Here is a 17,443-nt window from a genome sequence, read left to right as displayed (position 1 = left end):
TTTGCAACTACCAACTCAAAGATTACCCCCCCAAATCACCACTCTTTATCATTGAGATCCCATGGACGACTTAACCCTGCGTTATTTTGACGCCGAAATGCGCTACCTGCGCGAAGCGGGCGAAGAATTTGCTCGTGCGCACCCTGACCGCGCTGCCGGATTGAATCTGGATAAAGTCGGGGCTCGCGACCCCTATGTTGAACGCCTGTTTGAAGGCTTTGCTTTCCTGATGGGCCGCCTGCGTGAAAAGCTTGATGATGACCTGCCGGAACTTACCGAAGGGCTGGTCAGCCTGCTTTGGCCGCACTACTTGCGCACCATCCCTTCCCTGTCGATCGTGGAATTCACCCCAGACTGGCGGGAAATGAAAGAGCGGATGACGATGCACAAAGGGTTCGAAGTTTTGTCGCGCCCGATTGGTGAACGCGCAACGCGCTGCCGCTATACCACGACTCAGGACATCGAGCTGCTGCCGATCTCGCTACAGCGCGCCGCGCTGGACAGCGAGCCGGACGGTCGCTCGGTGATTCGCTTGCGTTTTAACTGCGGAGAATTGGCTGACTGGAGCAAAATTAGTCTCAAGCATTTGCCGATCTATCTTGATGCCGACGCCCCGCTGGCCTGCGCCCTGCATGAAGCGTTGACGTTAAATACGGCCAAGCTGTGGATCCACCTACCGGGCCAGACCGACCGCCAGCTGTTAGACGGCTTCTTTGCCCCGCAAGGTTTTGCTGAACAAGACCAGCTGTGGCCGAAAGGTGACACCGCGTTCAGCGGCTATCAGCTCTTGCTGGAGTACTTCACTTTCCGCGAAAAGTTTATGTTCGTCACCCTAAAAGGGCTGGAATCGGTGACACTGCCGGACACCCTCCCATGGTTCGAGATTGACGTCGTGCTGGAAAAACGCTGGGAACACGACTTCTCTTTCTCAGAAAAACACCTGCGCCTGCACTGCGTGCCGGTGATCAATTTGTTCTCACTGGAGTCGGATCCTCTCACCCTCTCCTCCTTGCAGACGGAATACCTGCTGCGCCCAATGCGGGTGCAGGATGGCTATACCGAAATCTACTCGGTGGACTCGGTTATTTCGTCGAAGCACTCGGGTTATCAGGTGTACGTGCCTTTCACCAGCTTCCGCCACAAAGGGGGCATGCTGCGCCACGACGCGCCGGAGTATTACTACCACACAAAGGTGAAACGCGGTCCTTCGGGCCTGCATGACACTTGGCTGGTTCTCGGTGGAGAAGCTTTTGACAACCACACGGTGCCGGAAAATGAAAATCTCTCCCTTAGCCTGACGGGCACCAACGGCCAACTGCCGCGCAAATCCTTACAGAGCACGGTGCTGGATACCGTCGTTAAATCTACCGGCGCCAACGTGCGGGTGCGCAACCTGTCCGTGCCGTCGATGCCCTGTTACCCGCCAAACCGCGATCGTTTTCACTGGCGGGTGCTCAGCCATCTGGGCAGCAGCTTCCTGTGGATGATGGACAGTGCCGAAGTGCTGCGCGGCACGCTCGCCCTGTATGACTGGACGGAAAGCGAGATGAACCGCCGCCGTCTGGATGCCATTGCCGACGTCAAACACAGCGAAATTGAGCGTTTTGAACGGGGGTATTTGCTGCGCGGCGTGCACATTGAAATCACCCTCGACAGCAACGGATTCGCCGGTACAGGTGATATTTGCCTGTTTGGCGAAATGCTTAGCCGCTTCTTCGCACTGTATACCGATATTCATCTCTTTAACCGCCTGACCCTCATACTGCAACCCACCGGAGAACGACTTGAATGGGAAGAGAATCACAAAACCCGCCTTCCCGACTAAGTGCCAGGCTGGAACGGGATATCGGCAAGATTAATTTCTTCCGATTTTGCCAGTTGCTCGAACAACCCGGCATGCCAAAACTGGGAAGTACCGCCAACCCAGCGGACGATCCGGTGCGTTTTCGGCCCCATCCGGGAATGGGTTTTCCTGTCAGCGAACTCAAGGCGCTGGAAACCGATGCCGACGGATTGCCGACGGTACGCACCACCTTTATGGGGCTGTATGGCGTAGATTCCCCACTGCCAACATCCTATATCGACGACATCACCCAGCAGCGCGAAGGTCACGAGGCGCTGGCGGGATTCCTCGATATTTTCAACCATCGCGTCATGACTCAGTTTTATCGCATCTGGCGCAAATACTCCTATCCGGCGACCTATGAGGCGGGCGGCAAAGACAGTATTTCGCAGAATCTATTGGGCCTGATTGGTATGGGAATTCCCGGCTCGCAGCAGCATTTTGCTACGCCGACGTCGAGATTTTTGGCGCTGCTCGGCGTGATGCGCCAGCCGGGCAGAACGGCTGAAGGCGTGCAGGCGCTGGTGCGATTACTGGCTCCTGAAACGCGGGCAGAGGTCACACCCCACTGCCTGCGTACTGTACGTATTGCGTCACCGATGGCATTTGCCGACGACGGCGCTGACTGGCTCGACGGCTCCACCCTGTTAGGGGATGAAGCCACTGATGCCAACAGCCAATTGCTTATCTCACTGCACACTGAAGACAGAGATGAAGCCAAAGAGTGGCTTCCTGATGGCTCAATTTATGCCGATTTTCTGGTGCTGTTGCGTGTTTATCTCGGCTGGCGCTACAAAGCACACATTCAACTGACCGTGCCCACCCGGCTGCTTCCGACTCCCGTATTGGGTGATATGCCCATTCGGCTTGGGCTCACCGGCGTGCTTGGGCTTGATGATGAAGCGACAACTCAAGACATACCTGACTATTTTACCGTGGAGCTGGGCCACTACAGCGGCATGGCTGCTCACTCGCATCAAGAAGGAACACAGCGTGTTATTAAATACCGTTTGGAAAAGTAAAATCGGACTCCCCGTCTTGGCCCTATTATTGAGCGGCTGCGGGCTGACTCAAACCGTAACGGATGGCACCGTTGCTGCCACTAAATCGATATTCTATAAGCAGATAAAAGTTCTACATCTTGATTTTACCGCCCGTGAGGCCTTGAATACCGATGATAACGAACAGAATTCCGCCTCTGAGCCGGTGATGGTGCGGGTCTACCAGCTGCGCGACGACAAAACCTTCCAGAAAACGGTTTATCAACAGCTCGCCGAAGATGGCGAAGACGCGCTGAAAGAGGAGCTTCTGGCGACTCGCAGCCTAGTGGTGAAGCCGGGAACCTCGGTGTCACTAGACATGCCAATGGAAAAAGATGCCAAGTTTGTCGCCATCGTCGGCCTATTCCGCCATCCGGATATGAATAAAGACCACTGGCGGCTGCTGATCAATCGCGAAGAGCTCGATCCCGATTCCCCTCGCGTCATTGAGCTGGGTAACAATAACCTGACGCTGCGCGAGGAGAAAAAGTGATGTCGCAAAGTCACTCGCCCTCACTCTACGAAATGCTGCTCGGCAACTTTGCCGGCGGGATTAATCTGCATCAGGTCAGCGAGCAGGATCAGGTGATCCTCTCGGTACTCGACAATATGCAGCGTATTCTCAACTGTCGCGCGGGGACGCTGAGCCATTTGCCGGACTACGGGTTGCCGGACATGAGCAAAATCCTGCAAGGGATGCCCGGCACCGCGCACTCGCTGTTGACCACGCTTTCGCACACCTTGTTGAAATATGAGCCGCGGCTAAAAAAAATCAAAGTGCTTCTGCTGCCGCAATCCACGCCGGGCCAGTTGGAATACGGCATTGACGCCGAGCTGAAAGAATTCGGTCTGGTGCATTTCGGCACGGCTTTTATGCCCGAAGGCCGGGTGCTGATCCGCCATTTAAAACAGCAGCAGTATCTCTAACCCCCCTACGACACGTCTGAAAGGAATCGATCAATGTCTATTGAGCGCCAGCTACGCACGGGTGGCGATCCCCGTCAGCTCGCTGATTATCGCGTTATCCGTGAAGAACTCGGCAAATTAACCCATCCGGCACGGCCAGAAGTGAACTGGCATAAGGTCGAACAGCTGTGCCTCAATCTGTTCCAGCAAAACGGAATCGAGCTGCAAACCGCCTCTTGGTATACCCAAGCGCGAGTGCAGCTGGCCGGTTTATCTGGTTTGATCGAGGGGTTGGCTATTCTTGAAGCCCTGCTGTCTCATCAATGGTCGGGGCTGTGGCCGCAGGCGGTGCATGCGCGCATCGAGATCCTCAACGGCCTCAGCCAGAGGTTGCAGCAGGCTCTGCGCTGTATCACGTTGGAATACCGCGACCTGGCGCAGATTTATCAGGCAGAAAAGCTCATCAACTCACTTTGCGAGCAACTTCAGCGCCTTGAGCTGAAACATCTCAGCCAGTTGCAGACTCTGAGTCGGCTGCTGCAAAACGCCGCGGTGCGGCTGGAAAACAGTCAGGACACCAGCGTGAGCGCCGTGGTGCTGCCCCCGTCGGCAGAGGTTGCTGCAACCGAAATGCCCATCGATCAGGATCGGCACTGGGTGTATGTGGCACAGGCCGAACCGGCCACGCCCCGGGTAGTGATTGCCCCCGCTGAGGCTAAACCCCCTATCCAGTGGAAAGGGTTTGTGGCGGGCGTGTTGGTCACGGTGATAGTTGCCAGCGGCATCTCGGCGAGCATCAAGACCTTTAAACATTCTCCGGTTAACCAACAGCTGGCAGCGACTTTGCCCGTTTTGCCACAGCCGGTGAGTTCGCAGGAGCTGGCCGCGCTGAAGATCCAATACGCCGAGCAGCTGAATAAAGCCGCGCCGACGTTTATCGCCAGCACCCAGCGCCAGACCGAGCAGCTTGCCAGACTTTCACCGCGCTGGGCGTTGGATAGCGGCACGCGGCTGGCCGAGCAGGCACAAGCCCTGTGGCCCACGGATCCAGCGGCCATCGAGCTCGCAAAAAGCTGGAATCAACAGCTGAATGCCAACGCCGCGCCGCTAGACAGCCTAAACGGCTGGCACTCGGCCAGTATCCAGCTTCAGCAACTTGCCGATAAGTTAAACGGTCTAGACGAGCAGCGCGGGAAATACATGACCGTCTCGCAGCTCAAATCCTCGGTATTCGCCGTCCAGCAGGCGCTGAACGCCGCGCCGCCGGTGGAGGAGTCGCTGCGAAAACTGGCCGCAGCGCGCCAGCAGAATGATCAAGTGCCGCCACAGCTGGTGAAGCAGCTGGATAACCAGTTTGTTCAGCTGCTGAGTCGGTATGTCTTGTTGGCACCACTAAATGACAGCTCAAAAGCCAACTGAGCCTGACTCGAAGCCACAAAAAAGCCGCCCATCTCAGGCGGCTTTTGCATTTATTGGCGAACCACCAAGGCCATTAACGCAAGCTGGCTTGCTCGTCGCTGGTCAGATCCAAGGATTGGGATTGTCCCGTCTCGGATGATTTTACCGCCGCTTCCAGCACGGCCATCACGGCCAAGGCTTCAACCGCAGGCACCGGGTTGGCGCGCTCGCCGTTTAAAGCGTCGCGAATTTGCATATAGTACTGGCGCTGATCGCCGTTCGGGGTGGCGATAGTGCGCGACGGGTTGCTGCCTTCAAACAGCACCAAGGCATCATCATCCTGCCCCCAGACACCACTTCCCGGAACCACGCCCGCCAACAGTTGGCTCTCCTGGCGGTCGGCGTTGGCCTTCACCACACTTCCCTTCTCGCCGTGAACCGCAAAGCGGGACGCGCCACCTGCCACCAGCATGCTGCAATGCAAAATCACTTTATGCGTCGGGTAGTTCAGCACCACGTGTGCCCAGTCGTTGATCTCCGCGTTCGGGCGCAGCGTGGCAATATTGCCCTGCACCGTCTGCGGCAGGCCGAACAGTTGCAGCGCCTGATCAATCAGGTGTGGGCCGATGTCGAACCACAGGCCGCTGCCCGGCACGTTTTGCTCACGCCAGCGCACCCGCACTTCGGGACGGAAACGGTCAATGTGCGACTCAAAATGCGCCACTTTGCCAATCAGCCCCTGCTCAATCACCTGCTTCACGCCGAGGTAATCACTGTCCCAGCGGCGATTGTGGAACACCGACAGCAGGCGCTGTTGCTTATCCGCCAGCACAATTAGCTCGCGCGCTTCCTGCATATCCAATGTAAATGGCTTATCCACCACCACGTGTTTCCCGGCCTCCAGCGCCACTTTGGCCAGCGGCGCGTGGGTGGCGTTAGGTGACGCGATGACCACCAGATCCACATCAGGATGGCGGATAGCCTCTTCTGGAGAAGCAATCACCAGAGCCTCCGGCAGGTCCGCATGGACTTTATCGGCATCGCGCGACGCCACCACCAGCAAATTTAAGCCCGGCGTCGCGCCGATCAGCGGCGCGTGGAAGGTCTTGCCAACAAAGCCGTAGCCGATTAACGCTACGTTGAGGCTTTTAGTGGCGGTGCGGGTCGTTTCACTCATGGTTTTCTCCTTGCGTCCCCGAGGCGGTGACGCTGACTTTGATCGAATCTTGCTCACCCAGCTCGCCCCACGGGCGGTCGATGAACAAATGATGAATATCAGTTAGCTCGGCCACCAGATGCGGCTCGCAGCGATTGAGTTTGAGGTGATCGGCGACCAACCAGTGGGCGGCGCTCAGCTTGAGCATGGCGCGTTTCACTTCGGCATCCGCCTCCTGACTGGCACTCAGGCCAAGCTGGGCGTGGATAGCGCAGGCCCCCAGCACGGCGATATCTGCACGGTAGTGGGCCAGCATCGCAAGGGTGGCGCTGCCGGCAAACAGCCGCTGTTTGGCATCCCAGCTGCCGCCTAGCAGGATCAGCTGAATGTCCGCCCGCTCGCTCAGGCACTGGGCGATATCCAGCGAGGTGGTGATGACGGTCATCGGCCCGCGCAGGGCATCCGCCACCGCCAGCACCGTGCTGCCCGCATCAAGGAAAATCGTGCTGCCTGCGGGGATCTGCGCTGCCACGGCCTGCCCCAGCGTTCGCTTGGTGGTAGCAAGCAGATGGCTACGCCCCTGACGGTTCATGGCCGACAGGTCTAAGGCAATCGCCCCGCCGTGGTTCTTCTGCGCCAGCCCCTGACGCTCAAGGTCCGCCAGATCGCGCCGCACGGTATCCGCAGAAACCTGCATTTTTTGCGCTAAATCCGCGACACTCACTTGCCCTTTTTCACTGAGCAGTTCCAGCAAAACCTGCTGGCGAGCCACTTTGTGCATTCGCCCTCCACTCGCAAATAACAGCATAAAAACGCAATATACTGCAAAAAGTAGCAAGTGTGAACGACCATTTTGCCGAATGGCATAGAAGGTTAAAGGGCTAACGGCACAGTTCAGATACCTGAACATACAATTGAGCGGCTAAACTGACACACAGGAGATACATCGGCCGTTTTAAATAAAGAGGTGCACAGAGCAGTGTCATCTCGCGCGTCATTCTGCTGCATATCGATCCATCTGACCTTTGAGGAAGAGAGCTATGCCAGACATTGATAACCCTGCCCGCCGCCGCTTTATTCAGACTGCCGCAGCCGGACTTGCCGCTTTTGAGCTGGGGCTGACGGCCTTACCTGCCAGTGCAAATTCCGGCACAGCTGGCGCATTGCCCGCAGCTTCTGGCAACAAAGTGCTGGGCACCTTTAAAAATATTCAGCAGATCCGCGCCGGAGATTTAAACATCGGTTATGTGGATGTCGGGCCGAAAAACGGTGAACCGGTGTTGTTGCTGCACGGCTGGCCTTACGATATCTACAGTTTTGTTGATGTCGCGCCGATCCTGGTGTCAGCGGGATACCGCGTGCTGATCCCTTGGCTGCGCGGTTACGGCTCGACGCACTTTCTCTCAGAATCTACGCCGAGAAACGGCCAGCAGGCAGTGGTCGCGGTAGATGCAATTGCATTTTTAGACGCGCTGGGGCTTGAGAAGGTGGTGGTTGGCGGATTTGACTGGGGCGCGCGCACCGCCAATATTCTCGCAGCAATTTGGCCTCAGCGTTTTAAAGCCTTGGTGTCGGTGAGTGGCTATTTGATTGGTAGCCAAGCCGCCAATAAGAAGCCACTGCCCCCTGCCGCCGAGCTGGCGTGGTGGTATCAGTTTTACTTCGCCACCGAGCGCGGTCAGGCGGGATATGCCGCCAATACGGAAGCTTTCGCTAAACTCATCTGGCACACCGCCTCGCCAAAATGGCAGTTCAGCGACGAAGAGTTCGCCCGTTCGGCTCAGGCGCTGCACAACCCAGACCACGTCGCGGTGTCTATCCACAATTATCGCTGGCGCTTGGGTCTGGCCGAGGGGGAGTCAAAATACAATGATTTGGAGAATCGCCTCGCCGCATCTCCGCTGATTAAGATCCCGACCATCACGCTAGAAGGTGACGCCAACGGCGCGCCGCACCCGGCCCCAGAAACGTATGCCAATAAGTTCACGGGTAAGTATCAGCATCGAACCATTAGCGGCGGGATCGGCCACAATCTGCCGCAGGAGGCTCCCGAGGCTTTCGCGCAGGCAATTTTGGATGTGGCGAATGGGTAGAGGTGTGGGGTTAGCTTTTACTCAGCAACTTTCGGATCGGCAGGCTTGGCTCTTTCTTGATGGTCTGAAGGAACTCCTGCGCGCGCTCGTTAAGCGCGTTTTCTGCCGTCATGCCGAAATCTTGGACATAGGCCCACTTGGAGAACATCACCGGATCGCTCTCTTTCATAAACCACAGCATCTTGATGGCCGTCACCGCCACGGCGGGAATTTGCGTCACCGTGCCATTCAGCCACTTATTCAGCGTTGATCGCTGAAGGCCGAGTAGAATCACGCAGAAGTCCTATCAGAATCCCACGCGCGCGCGGCGGGCGATCAGCAGACGTTGCAGCAGTCGCAGAACTTCACCAATCAGAAATTCTCCGACCTTAAATCTCAAGTGGACGATAATAAGAAGCAGGCGAATGCCGGCATTGCTGGCGTCGCGGCGATGGCGAACATCCCGCAGTTGTCGCAAAACGCCACCTTCTCGGTGGGTGCCGGTGCGGGTGAATATGCATCAGAGGCGGGAATTGCCGTAGGCTTCTCGGCTCGCATCAACCATAGCTGGGTGACGAAAGCCACTATCGCCGGTACCACCTCCAATGACCCGGTGATTGGCGCAGGTTTCTCCGCCGAGTGGTAACGGATTGACCCAAGGCGGGGAGCCATCCCCCGTCTTATTAATGCATGATGAGCCAACTACCCAGAATCCACGCAAGTGGCGCTGCTGCGCGACGGCAAGTTTGTGGCGAAAACCAAGATTTGACCACCCGCTAGCGCGGCGGCCTTAATCCAAATCCGCCCCGTTGCTGGCAATCACCTTCTTATACCAATAGAAGGATTTTTTGCGGGTGCGCGCCAGCGTGCCCTGCCCGGCGTCGTCGCGGTCGACATAGATAAAGCCGTAGCGTTTGCTCATCTCCCCGGTCGACGCCGACACCAAATCAATGCAGCCCCACGAGGTGTAACCCATCACAGGGATGCCGTCTTCGATGGCTTCGCCCATGGCTTTGATGTGCTCGCGCAGATAGCTGATGCGATAGTCGTCGTTGATTTCCCCTTGCCCGTTGACCACGTCTTTGGCCCCTAAACCGTTTTCCACCAGGAATAGCGGCTTCTGGTAACGGTCATACATCATGTTCATGGTGATGCGCAGGCCCAGAGGATCAATGCCCCAGCCCCACTCGCTGCTTTCGATATAGGGGTTGCTCAGGGATTTAACGATGTTGGCCGCGCTGCTGTTGTTATCATTCATCTCCGCCGAGGCACAGCGCGAGGCGTAATAGCTGAAGGAGACGAAATCCACGGTGTTTTTGAGAATGTCGTCATCGCCCGGCTCTATATGAATCTCAATCCCCTGCTCTTTAAACTGTCGGCGGGTGTAAGACGGATAAGCGCCGCGCGCCTGCACGTCGATAAAGAACAGGTTTTCGCGGTCTTTTTGCAGCGCCGCCCACACGTCTTCTGGTTTACAGGTTCGCGGGTAGAAATTCCCCCCGGCCAGCATGCAGCCCACTTGGTTGTGCGGGTTAATCTCATGGGCAATTTTCGTGGCGAGCGCGCTGGCGAGAAGCTCGTGGTGCGCCGCTTGATATTTCACCTGCTGCTTATTCTCTCCCTCCTCAAACGCCAATCCCGCGCCGGAAAACGGGCTATGTAGCAGAATATTAATCTCATTGAAGGTCAGCCAGTACTTCACCAGCCCGTCGAAAGCTGTAAAGCAGGTGCGGGCGTAGCGGGTGAAAAACTCCACCATTTTGCGGTTACGCCATGAACCATATTCGGTGACCAGATGCATCGGCACGTCGAAGTGGCACAGCGTCACCAGCGGCTCAATATTGTGCTTTTTGCATTCGGCAAACAGATCGCGATAGAAGGCGATGCCCTCGGCGTTGGGCGTCAGCTCGTCGCCCTGCGGGTAGAGGCGGCTCCAGGCAATGGAGGTGCGAAACACGCTGAAGCCCATCTCGGCCATTAGCGCGATATCTTCTTTATAACGATGATAAAAATCGATCGCCTGATGGCTCGGGTAAAACTCGTCATCGCGCAGGGTAAAGCGTTTTTCCAGCCCGGTTTTCACTGCCAGCCGATGCTCGCCGTGAGGCAAAGTGTCTACCGTCGCCAGCCCTTTTCCCCCTTGGTTTACGCCGCCCTCGGCCTGATTGGCGGCAATCGCGCCGCCCCATAAAAAACCGTCAGGAAATGTGGATGTGTGCATCAGAGGTCCTCTCTCGTTACTCAATCAAATATTTTTCAGTGGCGTCAGCGGGTTATTTTCTGGCTGAGTTGTTTCACTTTTTGGCTGCTCGACGGGGATATCTTCGAAGCCGAGCAGCAAAGTGGTAATAAAGGAGATCACCACCGCCAGCACCATCACGGCGAACACCCAGACGATGCTCATCGGGTTAGCCGGGTCGAAGAATTGCACGCTGGTGAACAGCCCCGGCGAGGCCATAGAGTGGCTGGCAAGGCCGCCAATCCCGGCGATACCGCCACAGATAAAGCCGCTAATCAGGCAGGCAATCAGCGGGCGTTTCAGGCGCAGCGCCACGCCATACAGCGCCGGTTCAGATATCCCCGCAACAATCGCCGACGCGGCGGCGGCCAGCGCGGTTTGGCGCAACTCCGGGTTTTTTGTGCGCCACGCTACCGCCAGCGATGAACCGCCGAGCGACAGGTTGGCACCGATTTCCGATGGCATCACCATCGCCTCTTTGCCGGTTTCCGCAATGGTTTGAATAATGGTCGGAGTGAAGACGCGGTGCATGCCGGTCATCACCAGCAGCGGCCAGATAGCCCCCATAATGGCGACGGAGAGCCAGCCGAGATAGCTGTGCACGGTGTAAACCAGCGCGGAAATGCCGCTGCCGATCCAGATACCCAGCGGACCAATCAGCATGATGGCGATCGGCGCGGCGATCAGCACAATCAGCATCGGCTTGAGGAAGTTTTTAGTCACCGCAGGGGTGATTTTATCCACCCAGCGCTCTATGTAAGAGAGCAGCCAGGTCATGCACAGCGCGGGGATCACGGTGTAGGTATATTTCACCGCCGTGACCGAGAAGCCGATAAACTCCACTGGCTGGCCCTGCGCGGCTTTCGCCATCAGGTCGATAAAGTTCGGGTGAACCAGCACCCCGGCGATAGCAATCGCCAGCGACATATTGGTTTTAAATTTGATTGCCGCCGAGGCCGCCACCATCACCGGCAGGAAGAAGAAGGCACCGTCGCCAATCACGTTGAGGATAATCAGCGTGGACGAGCCTTTGTCAAAGACCCCGGTCATGTCCAAAATCATCGCCAGCAGCTTGACCATCGAGCCGCCAATGATCGCCGGGATCAGCGGCGACATGGTACCTATCAGCGCGTCGAGAATGCCCGCGCCAATGCGCCTCAGCGTCAGGCGTTTTTTCTCCGGCTGCGCGGGCTGCCCCGTCGCGCCCTGCGGCAAAAGTTTCACCACCTCGGCATAAGCCTGAGAAACCGTATTACCAATAATCACCTGACACTGCTGGTCAGTGTTGACCACGCCCATCACGCCGCTGATGACTTTCAGCCGCGCCAAATCCACGGCGGTTTCGTCCACCAGCGTGAAGCGCAGCCGGGTCATACAGTGAGTCACCGCCGCCACGTTGCCCGCGCCGCCGACGGCATCGACAATGGATTGCGCTACTGCCGCATAATTTTTTGACATGAGTGGTAATTCCCTCGTAGAGACGCATTATTTTTTTAAATTCATGGCGTTATGTACTGATGTAGGGATGAAACTCAGCGTTCCGTGATGAGTTTCAAGAAATAAGTAACCGGTTCCACATAAGAGTGTTCATATGCGAGAATGAGTTCAAGAGCTTGAAGGGGAGAATTTTTGATTTGTGATCTTGATCGGCTTGGGCAATTCGTGGCGCACAAGCCATGCCTATGGGCGTGGGCTGCGTGTAGAATGACAATAATTTTCAAGGATTCAGGAACACCCGATGTCTACGATGAAAGAAGTGGCGATGAAGGCAGGTGTCTCAAAGGCCACCGTGTCACGGCTGTTGTCAGGGAAAGGGTATGTCAGCGAGGCCACCAAGGTCGCGGTCTATCAGGCGATTGAAGAGGCGGGATATCGGCCCAATTTGCTGGCCCGCAATCTTGCCACCAGCAAGTCCCAGTGCATTGGCTTGGTTATCACCAACACGCTGTATAACGGCAGCTACTTCAACGAATTGCTGTCTCAGGCCGCCAAAAAGCTCGAGGACAACGGGCGGCAGCTGATTCTGGTCGACGGCAAACACAGCGCCGAGGAGGAGCAGCAGGCGATTCAGTTCCTGCTCGATTTGCGCTGTGACGCAGTGATTGTCTACCCGCGCTTCCTGACCGTGGATGCCATGGACGCCATCATCAGCCAGCACAAGCAGCCGATCATGGTGGTGAACAGAAAGCTGCGCAGCCACCAGAGCCACTGCATCTTCTGCGACCACAAAGGCTCGAGTTTTCAGGCTACCCGGCATCTGCTGGCCCAAGGGCATCGCGATATCGCCTTTATCACCGGCTCCCTCGACTCCCCGACCGCCATTGAGCGCCTGTCGGGTTATAAAGCAGCGCTAGAGGCCCAGGGTTTGCCTATTCGCCAAGAGCTGATTGTTAAAGGGAAATGGACCCCGGCCAGCGGCGCGGCGGCGATAGAATCCCTGCTGGCGGCCAATACACCCTTTAGCGCGATTCTAGCCAGTAACGATGATATGGCGATTGGCGCGATGAAAGCCCTGCACGCCGCCAAACTCAGCGTGCCGGAAAACGTCTCGCTGATTGGCTTCGACAACATCCCTACCGCCCCCTTCTTGCAGCCCGCGCTGTCGAGCATTAAAGACCCGGTCAGCGGCATGGTGAACGAAGTAATTAATCGCCTGATCGCCATGCTCGACGGCGGCTATCTGTCGCAAAACAATGCCTTTTCCTCAGAACTGATCCTCAGAGACTCCGTCGCCCCCGGCCCCTATTTCGGGCAATAAAAAATCCGCGACAAGCGCGGATTATTTTATTTTTTAAACTCCAACCATCCTCTAAGTCATTCGTGTTGCGGGAAGGCGGCAAACTTAGGCTCCCGATGAGCTTACACAGGTAAGTGATTCGGGAGACTGAGCGCAGCCAACGCCCCCGCGGCGCGAAGGATGACGAGGATATTAGAGGACGCCTTGGGCGAGCATCGCATCTGCTACCTTCACAAACCCGGCAATATTCGCGCCGTGCACATAATGCGTCTGCTTGCCCTCGCCGCCGTGCTCGACGCAGGCTTCGTGGATATCACGCATGATGTGCTGCAAGCGGGCGTCCACCTTCTCGGCATTCCAGCTCATCCGCGCCGCATTCTGCGCCATCTCCAAGCCTGAGGTTGCCACGCCACCGGCGTTGGCCGCCTTACCCGGCGCGAACAGCACGCCAGCGGCGAGGAAGGCGTCGGTAGCCTGAATGGTGGTGGGCATGTTGGCCCCTTCCGCCACGGCTTTCACCCCGTTAGCGATAAGCCGATGCGCCGCGTCGATGTCCAACTCGTTTTGCGTGGCGCAAGGCAGCGCGATGTCCACCGGCACGTTCCACGGCTGCTGGTCGGCCAAGAAGTCCAGACCGCGCTCGCGGGCGTACTCTTCAACTCGGCCATAGCGGGAGTTTTTAATCTCCGCCAGGTGCGCCAGTTTGTCCGGCGTAAAGCCCGCTTCATCCACCACGGTGCCGCCCGAGTCAGAGGCGGTGATCACCCGCGCGCCCAGCTCCATGGCTTTTTCAATGGCGTACTGCGCCACATTGCCCGCGCCGGAAACCGCCACTTTGCTGTCGGCAAAGCCCAAACCGTGGCGTTTTAGCATCGCCTCGGTGAAGTAAACCAGCCCGTAGCCCGTGGCTTCAGGGCGGATCAGGCTGCCGCCGAATGACAACCCTTTGCCGGTAAACACGCAGGCAGTATTGTTGGAAAGCTTCTTCATCATGCCGGACATAAAGGCCACTTCGCGCCCGCCCACGCCGATATCCCCGGCCGGGACGTCAGTATCCGGCCCCAGATGGCGATACAGCTCGGTCATCAGTGCCTGACAGAAACGCATGATTTCAGTTTTGCTTTTGCCTTTCGGATTAAAGTCAGAGCCGCCCTTGCCGCCGCCCATCGGTAGCGTGGTTAAGGCATTTTTGAAGGTTTGCTCGAAGCCGAGGAACTTCAAAATCGACAAATTGACCGACGGGTGGAAGCGCATCCCGCCCTTGTAAGGACCAATCGCCGAGTTGAACTGCACGCGCCACGCGCGGTTAACTTGCACCGTGCCGCTGTCGTCAATCCAGGCCACGCGAAACTGGATCACCCGTTCAGGTTCAACCAGACGTTCGAGCAGGCTCTGTTCAAGATAATGAGGATTTTTTTGCAGAAAGGGCCACAGCGAGGTGAAGACTTCGCGCACGGCTTGTAGGTACTCAGCTTGGTGGGCATCGCGTTGTTGTAACTGTTCTAAAAATGACTCCAGAGAAGTTAAACCATTCATCAGTAATTCCTTTTTTTCTAAAAACTCCCCCGGTAATTTTTTGTTCAAGCTTATTATGAAAACCGCCGGGGCCGATGTTGTGCCCCCCGAATATAACATTGGTTCATATTCAGACTTCAAGGCGGATGGGCAAAAAGAGTGCAAGTTTCCCCTAAAGTTTTCCCACCAATGGCCGATAACTCCCAGTTGTCACTTCGATTGAACATTAAAAATTTTGCTTAAGTCCGATCTTTTTACTGTATCTGCTTGAAAATAGGCTAGTTACTGCCAACACAAGGCGAACTAGGAATATTCTTATGATACCGTCTACCCCACACATCACAGCAAAAATGCGTCGGGACAGACGCAACTTACAGCCGGCCTAGCGTTTGGGAGGAACCTGAACCTTAGCGGCACGCTATCAGGCAAAAAAGATGAACGAAGATTCTGATGTAATGTATCGGTTGCTGGTTCAAAGCGTTGAAGACTATGCCATTTATATGCTGACCCCCGAGGGTATCGTCGCTAATTGGAATGCCGGTGCGCAACGCGCCAAAGGCTATACCCGCGACGAAATTGTCGGCAAACACTTCTCTTGTTTCTATATCTCTGAAGACCGCGACAGCGGCTGGCCCGCTCACGGGCTGGAAACCGCGCGCCGCACCGGCCGCTATGAGTCCGAAGGCTGGCGGCAGCGCAAGGATGGCTCGCGATTCTGGGCGCACGTCATCATTGAGGCGGTGCGCGACGCCGGCACCTTGCTGGGCTTTGCCAAAGTGACCCGCGACGTCAGCGAGCGCCGCCTCTACGAGCAGGAATTACTGGCGGCGAAAGAGATTGCCGAAGCCAGCAATGAGAAAATGACCGCCCTGTCGCAGTTCCTCGACACGGTGATCGCCAATATCCCCTCTTCGGTCATTGTCGAAAATGCCGTCTCGCGGGAGATCTTGCTGGTCAACCGTCAGGCCGAATTGCTGCTGGGCAAGACGCGCGAACAGCTGATTGGCAATCGCCCGCAGGATTGCCTGAATCGCGGGATCAGCGATTATCTGAATAAACAGTCGGATGAGTGCCTGCGCTCCGAAGGCCTGCACAAAAGCGAGCAACAGCTGGCGACGCCGATTGGCGAACGCACGTTGCAAACCACGGCGTCGATGATCAACGGCAGCGATTCACACACCAGCTATGTGTTGATGATTGCCGATGACGTCACCGACCAGCACGCGGCCAACGCCCGTATTCACCACATGGCTCACCATGACAATCTGACCAGCCTGCCCAACCGCGTGCTTTTTAGCCAGCGCCTGAACGAAGCCTTGCAGCTGTCGAAAATCACTCATCGCCTGACCGCTACGCTCTGTCTGGATTTGGATAACTTCAAAAATGTGAATGACGCCCTCGGCCACCAGATTGGTGACGAATTGCTGCGCGGCATCGCCAAACGACTGCGCTTTGTGCTGCGGGAAAGGGACACGCTGGCGCGCGTCGGCGGCGATGAGTTCGCCATCGTGCTGCCGAGCCTGCCTTATATCGACAAGGCCTACCAGATTGCCCAGCGGCTGATTGAAGCCGTGAAGCCGCCCATCACCATTGAAGGCCACTCGCTGACCGTCGGCCTGAGCGTTGGGATCGCCATCGCCGAAAACAGTGACGACACGCCGGAGCACCTGCTGCGCTGCGCCGATATGGCGCTGTACGAAGCCAAGCGCAACGGCCGCAATCGCTATGAAATGTTCCGCGAAGAGATGGACGAGGCCGCGCGCAAACGCCGCGATATTGAGCTTGATCTGCGCGACGCCATCACCAGCAAACAGCTGAAACTTTATTATCAGCCGATCACCGACAGCGCCCACGACGCGGTGATTGGCTATGAGGCCCTGATGCGCTGGAACCACCCGATTAACGGGCTGATCATGCCGATGGACTTTATTCCGATCGCCGAAGAGACCGGGTTGATTCACAGCATTGGCGCCTATGCGCTGCACGAAGCCTGTCACGAAGCGGCCAGCTGGGTCGGCAATCAGACCATCGCCGTAAACCTCTCGCCGGTTCAGTTTAAAAACAGCTCGCTGATTTCAGTGATTGAGTCGGCGCTGAGTGAGTCCGGGCTGGCGCCGAATCGGCTGGAGGTCGAAATCACCGAATCGGTTCTGCTCGACAATAACAACGCCAACGTGGCGACGCTGGCGCGCCTGAAGGAGCTGGGCGTGCGCATCGCGCTGGATGATTTCGGCACCGGTTATTCATCGCTGAGCTATCTGCGATCTTTCCCCTTCGACAAAATCAAAATCGACAAGTCGTTTATCAATGATATGCAGGACAGCCGCGAGGCGCTGGCGATCATCCGCGCCATTACAGGCATGAGCCGCAGTCTGGATATCCAAACCACCGCCGAAGGGGTGGAGACGCCGGAGCAGTTCCGCCGCCTGAAAGAAGAGGGTTGCTCGCTGTTTCAGGGCTACTACTTTGGCCGCCCTCAGCCGTCTGAGTCGCGTTTGACCGGTTTCACCCCCGCCGCCCCGCTGTAACTGCTGAAA

General features: G+C 56.8%; 15 protein-coding genes. 9 read left to right on the top strand and 6 right to left on the bottom strand.

What is annotated here, in order from left to right:
* Window positions 1–61 precede the first annotated feature (61 nt).
* From tssF to SBO83_RS03975, 5 genes are read left to right on the top strand one after another with little or no spacing between them, the layout of a single operon-like run.
* Complete coding sequence (tssF, locus tag SBO83_RS03995; RefSeq protein WP_396130520.1) at window positions 62–1,825, top strand: type VI secretion system baseplate subunit TssF; 1,764 nt, start codon at window positions 62–64, stop codon at window positions 1,823–1,825.
* The gene (tssG, locus tag SBO83_RS03990) at window positions 1,789–2,865 is read left to right on the top strand and encodes a type VI secretion system baseplate subunit TssG (protein ID WP_396130519.1); all 1,077 of its coding nucleotides are present in this window, start codon (window positions 1,789–1,791) and stop codon (window positions 2,863–2,865) included. Before tssF ends, tssG begins: the two co-directional genes overlap by 37 nt.
* Complete coding sequence (tssJ, locus tag SBO83_RS03985; protein ID WP_396130518.1) at window positions 2,837–3,376, top strand: type VI secretion system lipoprotein TssJ; 540 nt, start codon at window positions 2,837–2,839, stop codon at window positions 3,374–3,376. The genes tssG and tssJ overlap by 29 nt, the downstream gene beginning before the upstream one ends.
* Window positions 3,376–3,810: a type VI secretion system baseplate subunit TssE gene (gene tssE / locus SBO83_RS03980; RefSeq protein WP_396130517.1), complete on the top strand. Its 435-nt coding sequence runs from the start codon at window positions 3,376–3,378 to the stop codon at window positions 3,808–3,810. Before tssJ ends, tssE begins: the two co-directional genes overlap by 1 nt.
* A 33-nt stretch (window positions 3,811–3,843) precedes the next feature.
* Complete coding sequence (locus SBO83_RS03975) at window positions 3,844–5,208, top strand: VasL domain-containing protein (protein WP_396130516.1); 1,365 nt, start codon at window positions 3,844–3,846, stop codon at window positions 5,206–5,208.
* A 73-nt stretch (window positions 5,209–5,281) separates the two neighbouring features.
* Here the strand turns inward: SBO83_RS03975 and SBO83_RS03970 are convergent, their stop codons facing one another.
* Together SBO83_RS03970 and SBO83_RS03965 are read right to left on the bottom strand one after the other, a co-directional pair.
* Window positions 5,282–6,364, bottom strand: coding sequence for an oxidoreductase (locus SBO83_RS03970; RefSeq protein WP_396130515.1), 1,083 nt, complete (start codon window positions 6,362–6,364; stop codon window positions 5,282–5,284).
* Window positions 6,357–7,124, bottom strand: a complete 768-nt coding sequence (locus tag SBO83_RS03965) for a DeoR family transcriptional regulator (RefSeq protein ID WP_396130514.1) — start codon at window positions 7,122–7,124, stop codon at window positions 6,357–6,359. The genes SBO83_RS03970 and SBO83_RS03965 overlap by 8 nt, the downstream gene beginning before the upstream one ends.
* Before the next feature lie 259 nt (window positions 7,125–7,383).
* On the opposite strand from SBO83_RS03965, the gene SBO83_RS03960 reads away from it, so the two are divergent.
* Window positions 7,384–8,436 (top strand): alpha/beta fold hydrolase, encoded by a 1,053-nt coding sequence (locus SBO83_RS03960; RefSeq protein WP_396130513.1) that lies wholly within the window; start codon window positions 7,384–7,386, stop codon window positions 8,434–8,436.
* Window positions 8,437–8,446: 10 nt separating this feature from the next.
* Here the strand turns inward: SBO83_RS03960 and SBO83_RS03955 are convergent, their stop codons facing one another.
* Entirely contained in the window at window positions 8,447–8,710 is a 264-nt protein-coding gene (locus tag SBO83_RS03955) for a hypothetical protein (RefSeq protein WP_396130512.1), read from the bottom strand.
* Between the two features lie 51 nt (window positions 8,711–8,761).
* On the opposite strand from SBO83_RS03955, the gene SBO83_RS03950 reads away from it, so the two are divergent.
* A complete protein-coding gene (locus SBO83_RS03950; RefSeq protein ID WP_396130510.1) occupies window positions 8,762–9,061 on the top strand; it encodes a YadA C-terminal domain-containing protein in 300 nt (99 codons plus the stop codon).
* 144 nt (window positions 9,062–9,205) lie between these two features.
* Here SBO83_RS03950 and SBO83_RS03945 read toward each other — a convergent pair whose 3' ends face one another.
* Together SBO83_RS03945 and ascF are read right to left on the bottom strand one after the other, a co-directional pair.
* Window positions 9,206–10,636: a 6-phospho-beta-glucosidase gene (locus tag SBO83_RS03945; protein WP_396130509.1), complete on the bottom strand. Its 1,431-nt coding sequence runs from the start codon at window positions 10,634–10,636 to the stop codon at window positions 9,206–9,208.
* A gap of 24 nt (window positions 10,637–10,660) precedes the next feature.
* Entirely contained in the window at window positions 10,661–12,112 is a 1,452-nt protein-coding gene (gene ascF / locus SBO83_RS03940) for a PTS cellobiose/arbutin/salicin transporter subunit IIBC (RefSeq protein ID WP_396130508.1), read from the bottom strand.
* A 280-nt stretch (window positions 12,113–12,392) separates the two neighbouring features.
* Here ascF and SBO83_RS03935 point away from each other — a divergent pair, with 280 nt between their 5' ends.
* Entirely contained in the window at window positions 12,393–13,412 is a 1,020-nt protein-coding gene (locus tag SBO83_RS03935) for a substrate-binding domain-containing protein (protein WP_396130507.1), read from the top strand.
* Between the two features lie 171 nt (window positions 13,413–13,583).
* Here the strand turns inward: SBO83_RS03935 and gdhA are convergent, their stop codons facing one another.
* Entirely contained in the window at window positions 13,584–14,927 is a 1,344-nt protein-coding gene (gene gdhA / locus SBO83_RS03930; protein ID WP_396130506.1) for an NADP-specific glutamate dehydrogenase, read from the bottom strand.
* A 413-nt stretch (window positions 14,928–15,340) separates the two neighbouring features.
* On the opposite strand from gdhA, the gene SBO83_RS03925 reads away from it, so the two are divergent.
* Complete coding sequence (locus tag SBO83_RS03925; RefSeq protein WP_396130505.1) at window positions 15,341–17,434, top strand: sensor domain-containing protein; 2,094 nt, start codon at window positions 15,341–15,343, stop codon at window positions 17,432–17,434.
* Window positions 17,435–17,443 lie beyond the last annotated feature (9 nt).

The sequence above is a fragment of the Ewingella allii genome (assembly GCF_044430645.1).
Classification (GTDB): Bacteria; Pseudomonadota; Gammaproteobacteria; order Enterobacterales; family Enterobacteriaceae; genus Ewingella; species Ewingella allii.
The sequence above is the reverse complement of the archived record's forward strand: the minus strand, read 5'-3'. Positions and strand labels throughout refer to the sequence as shown.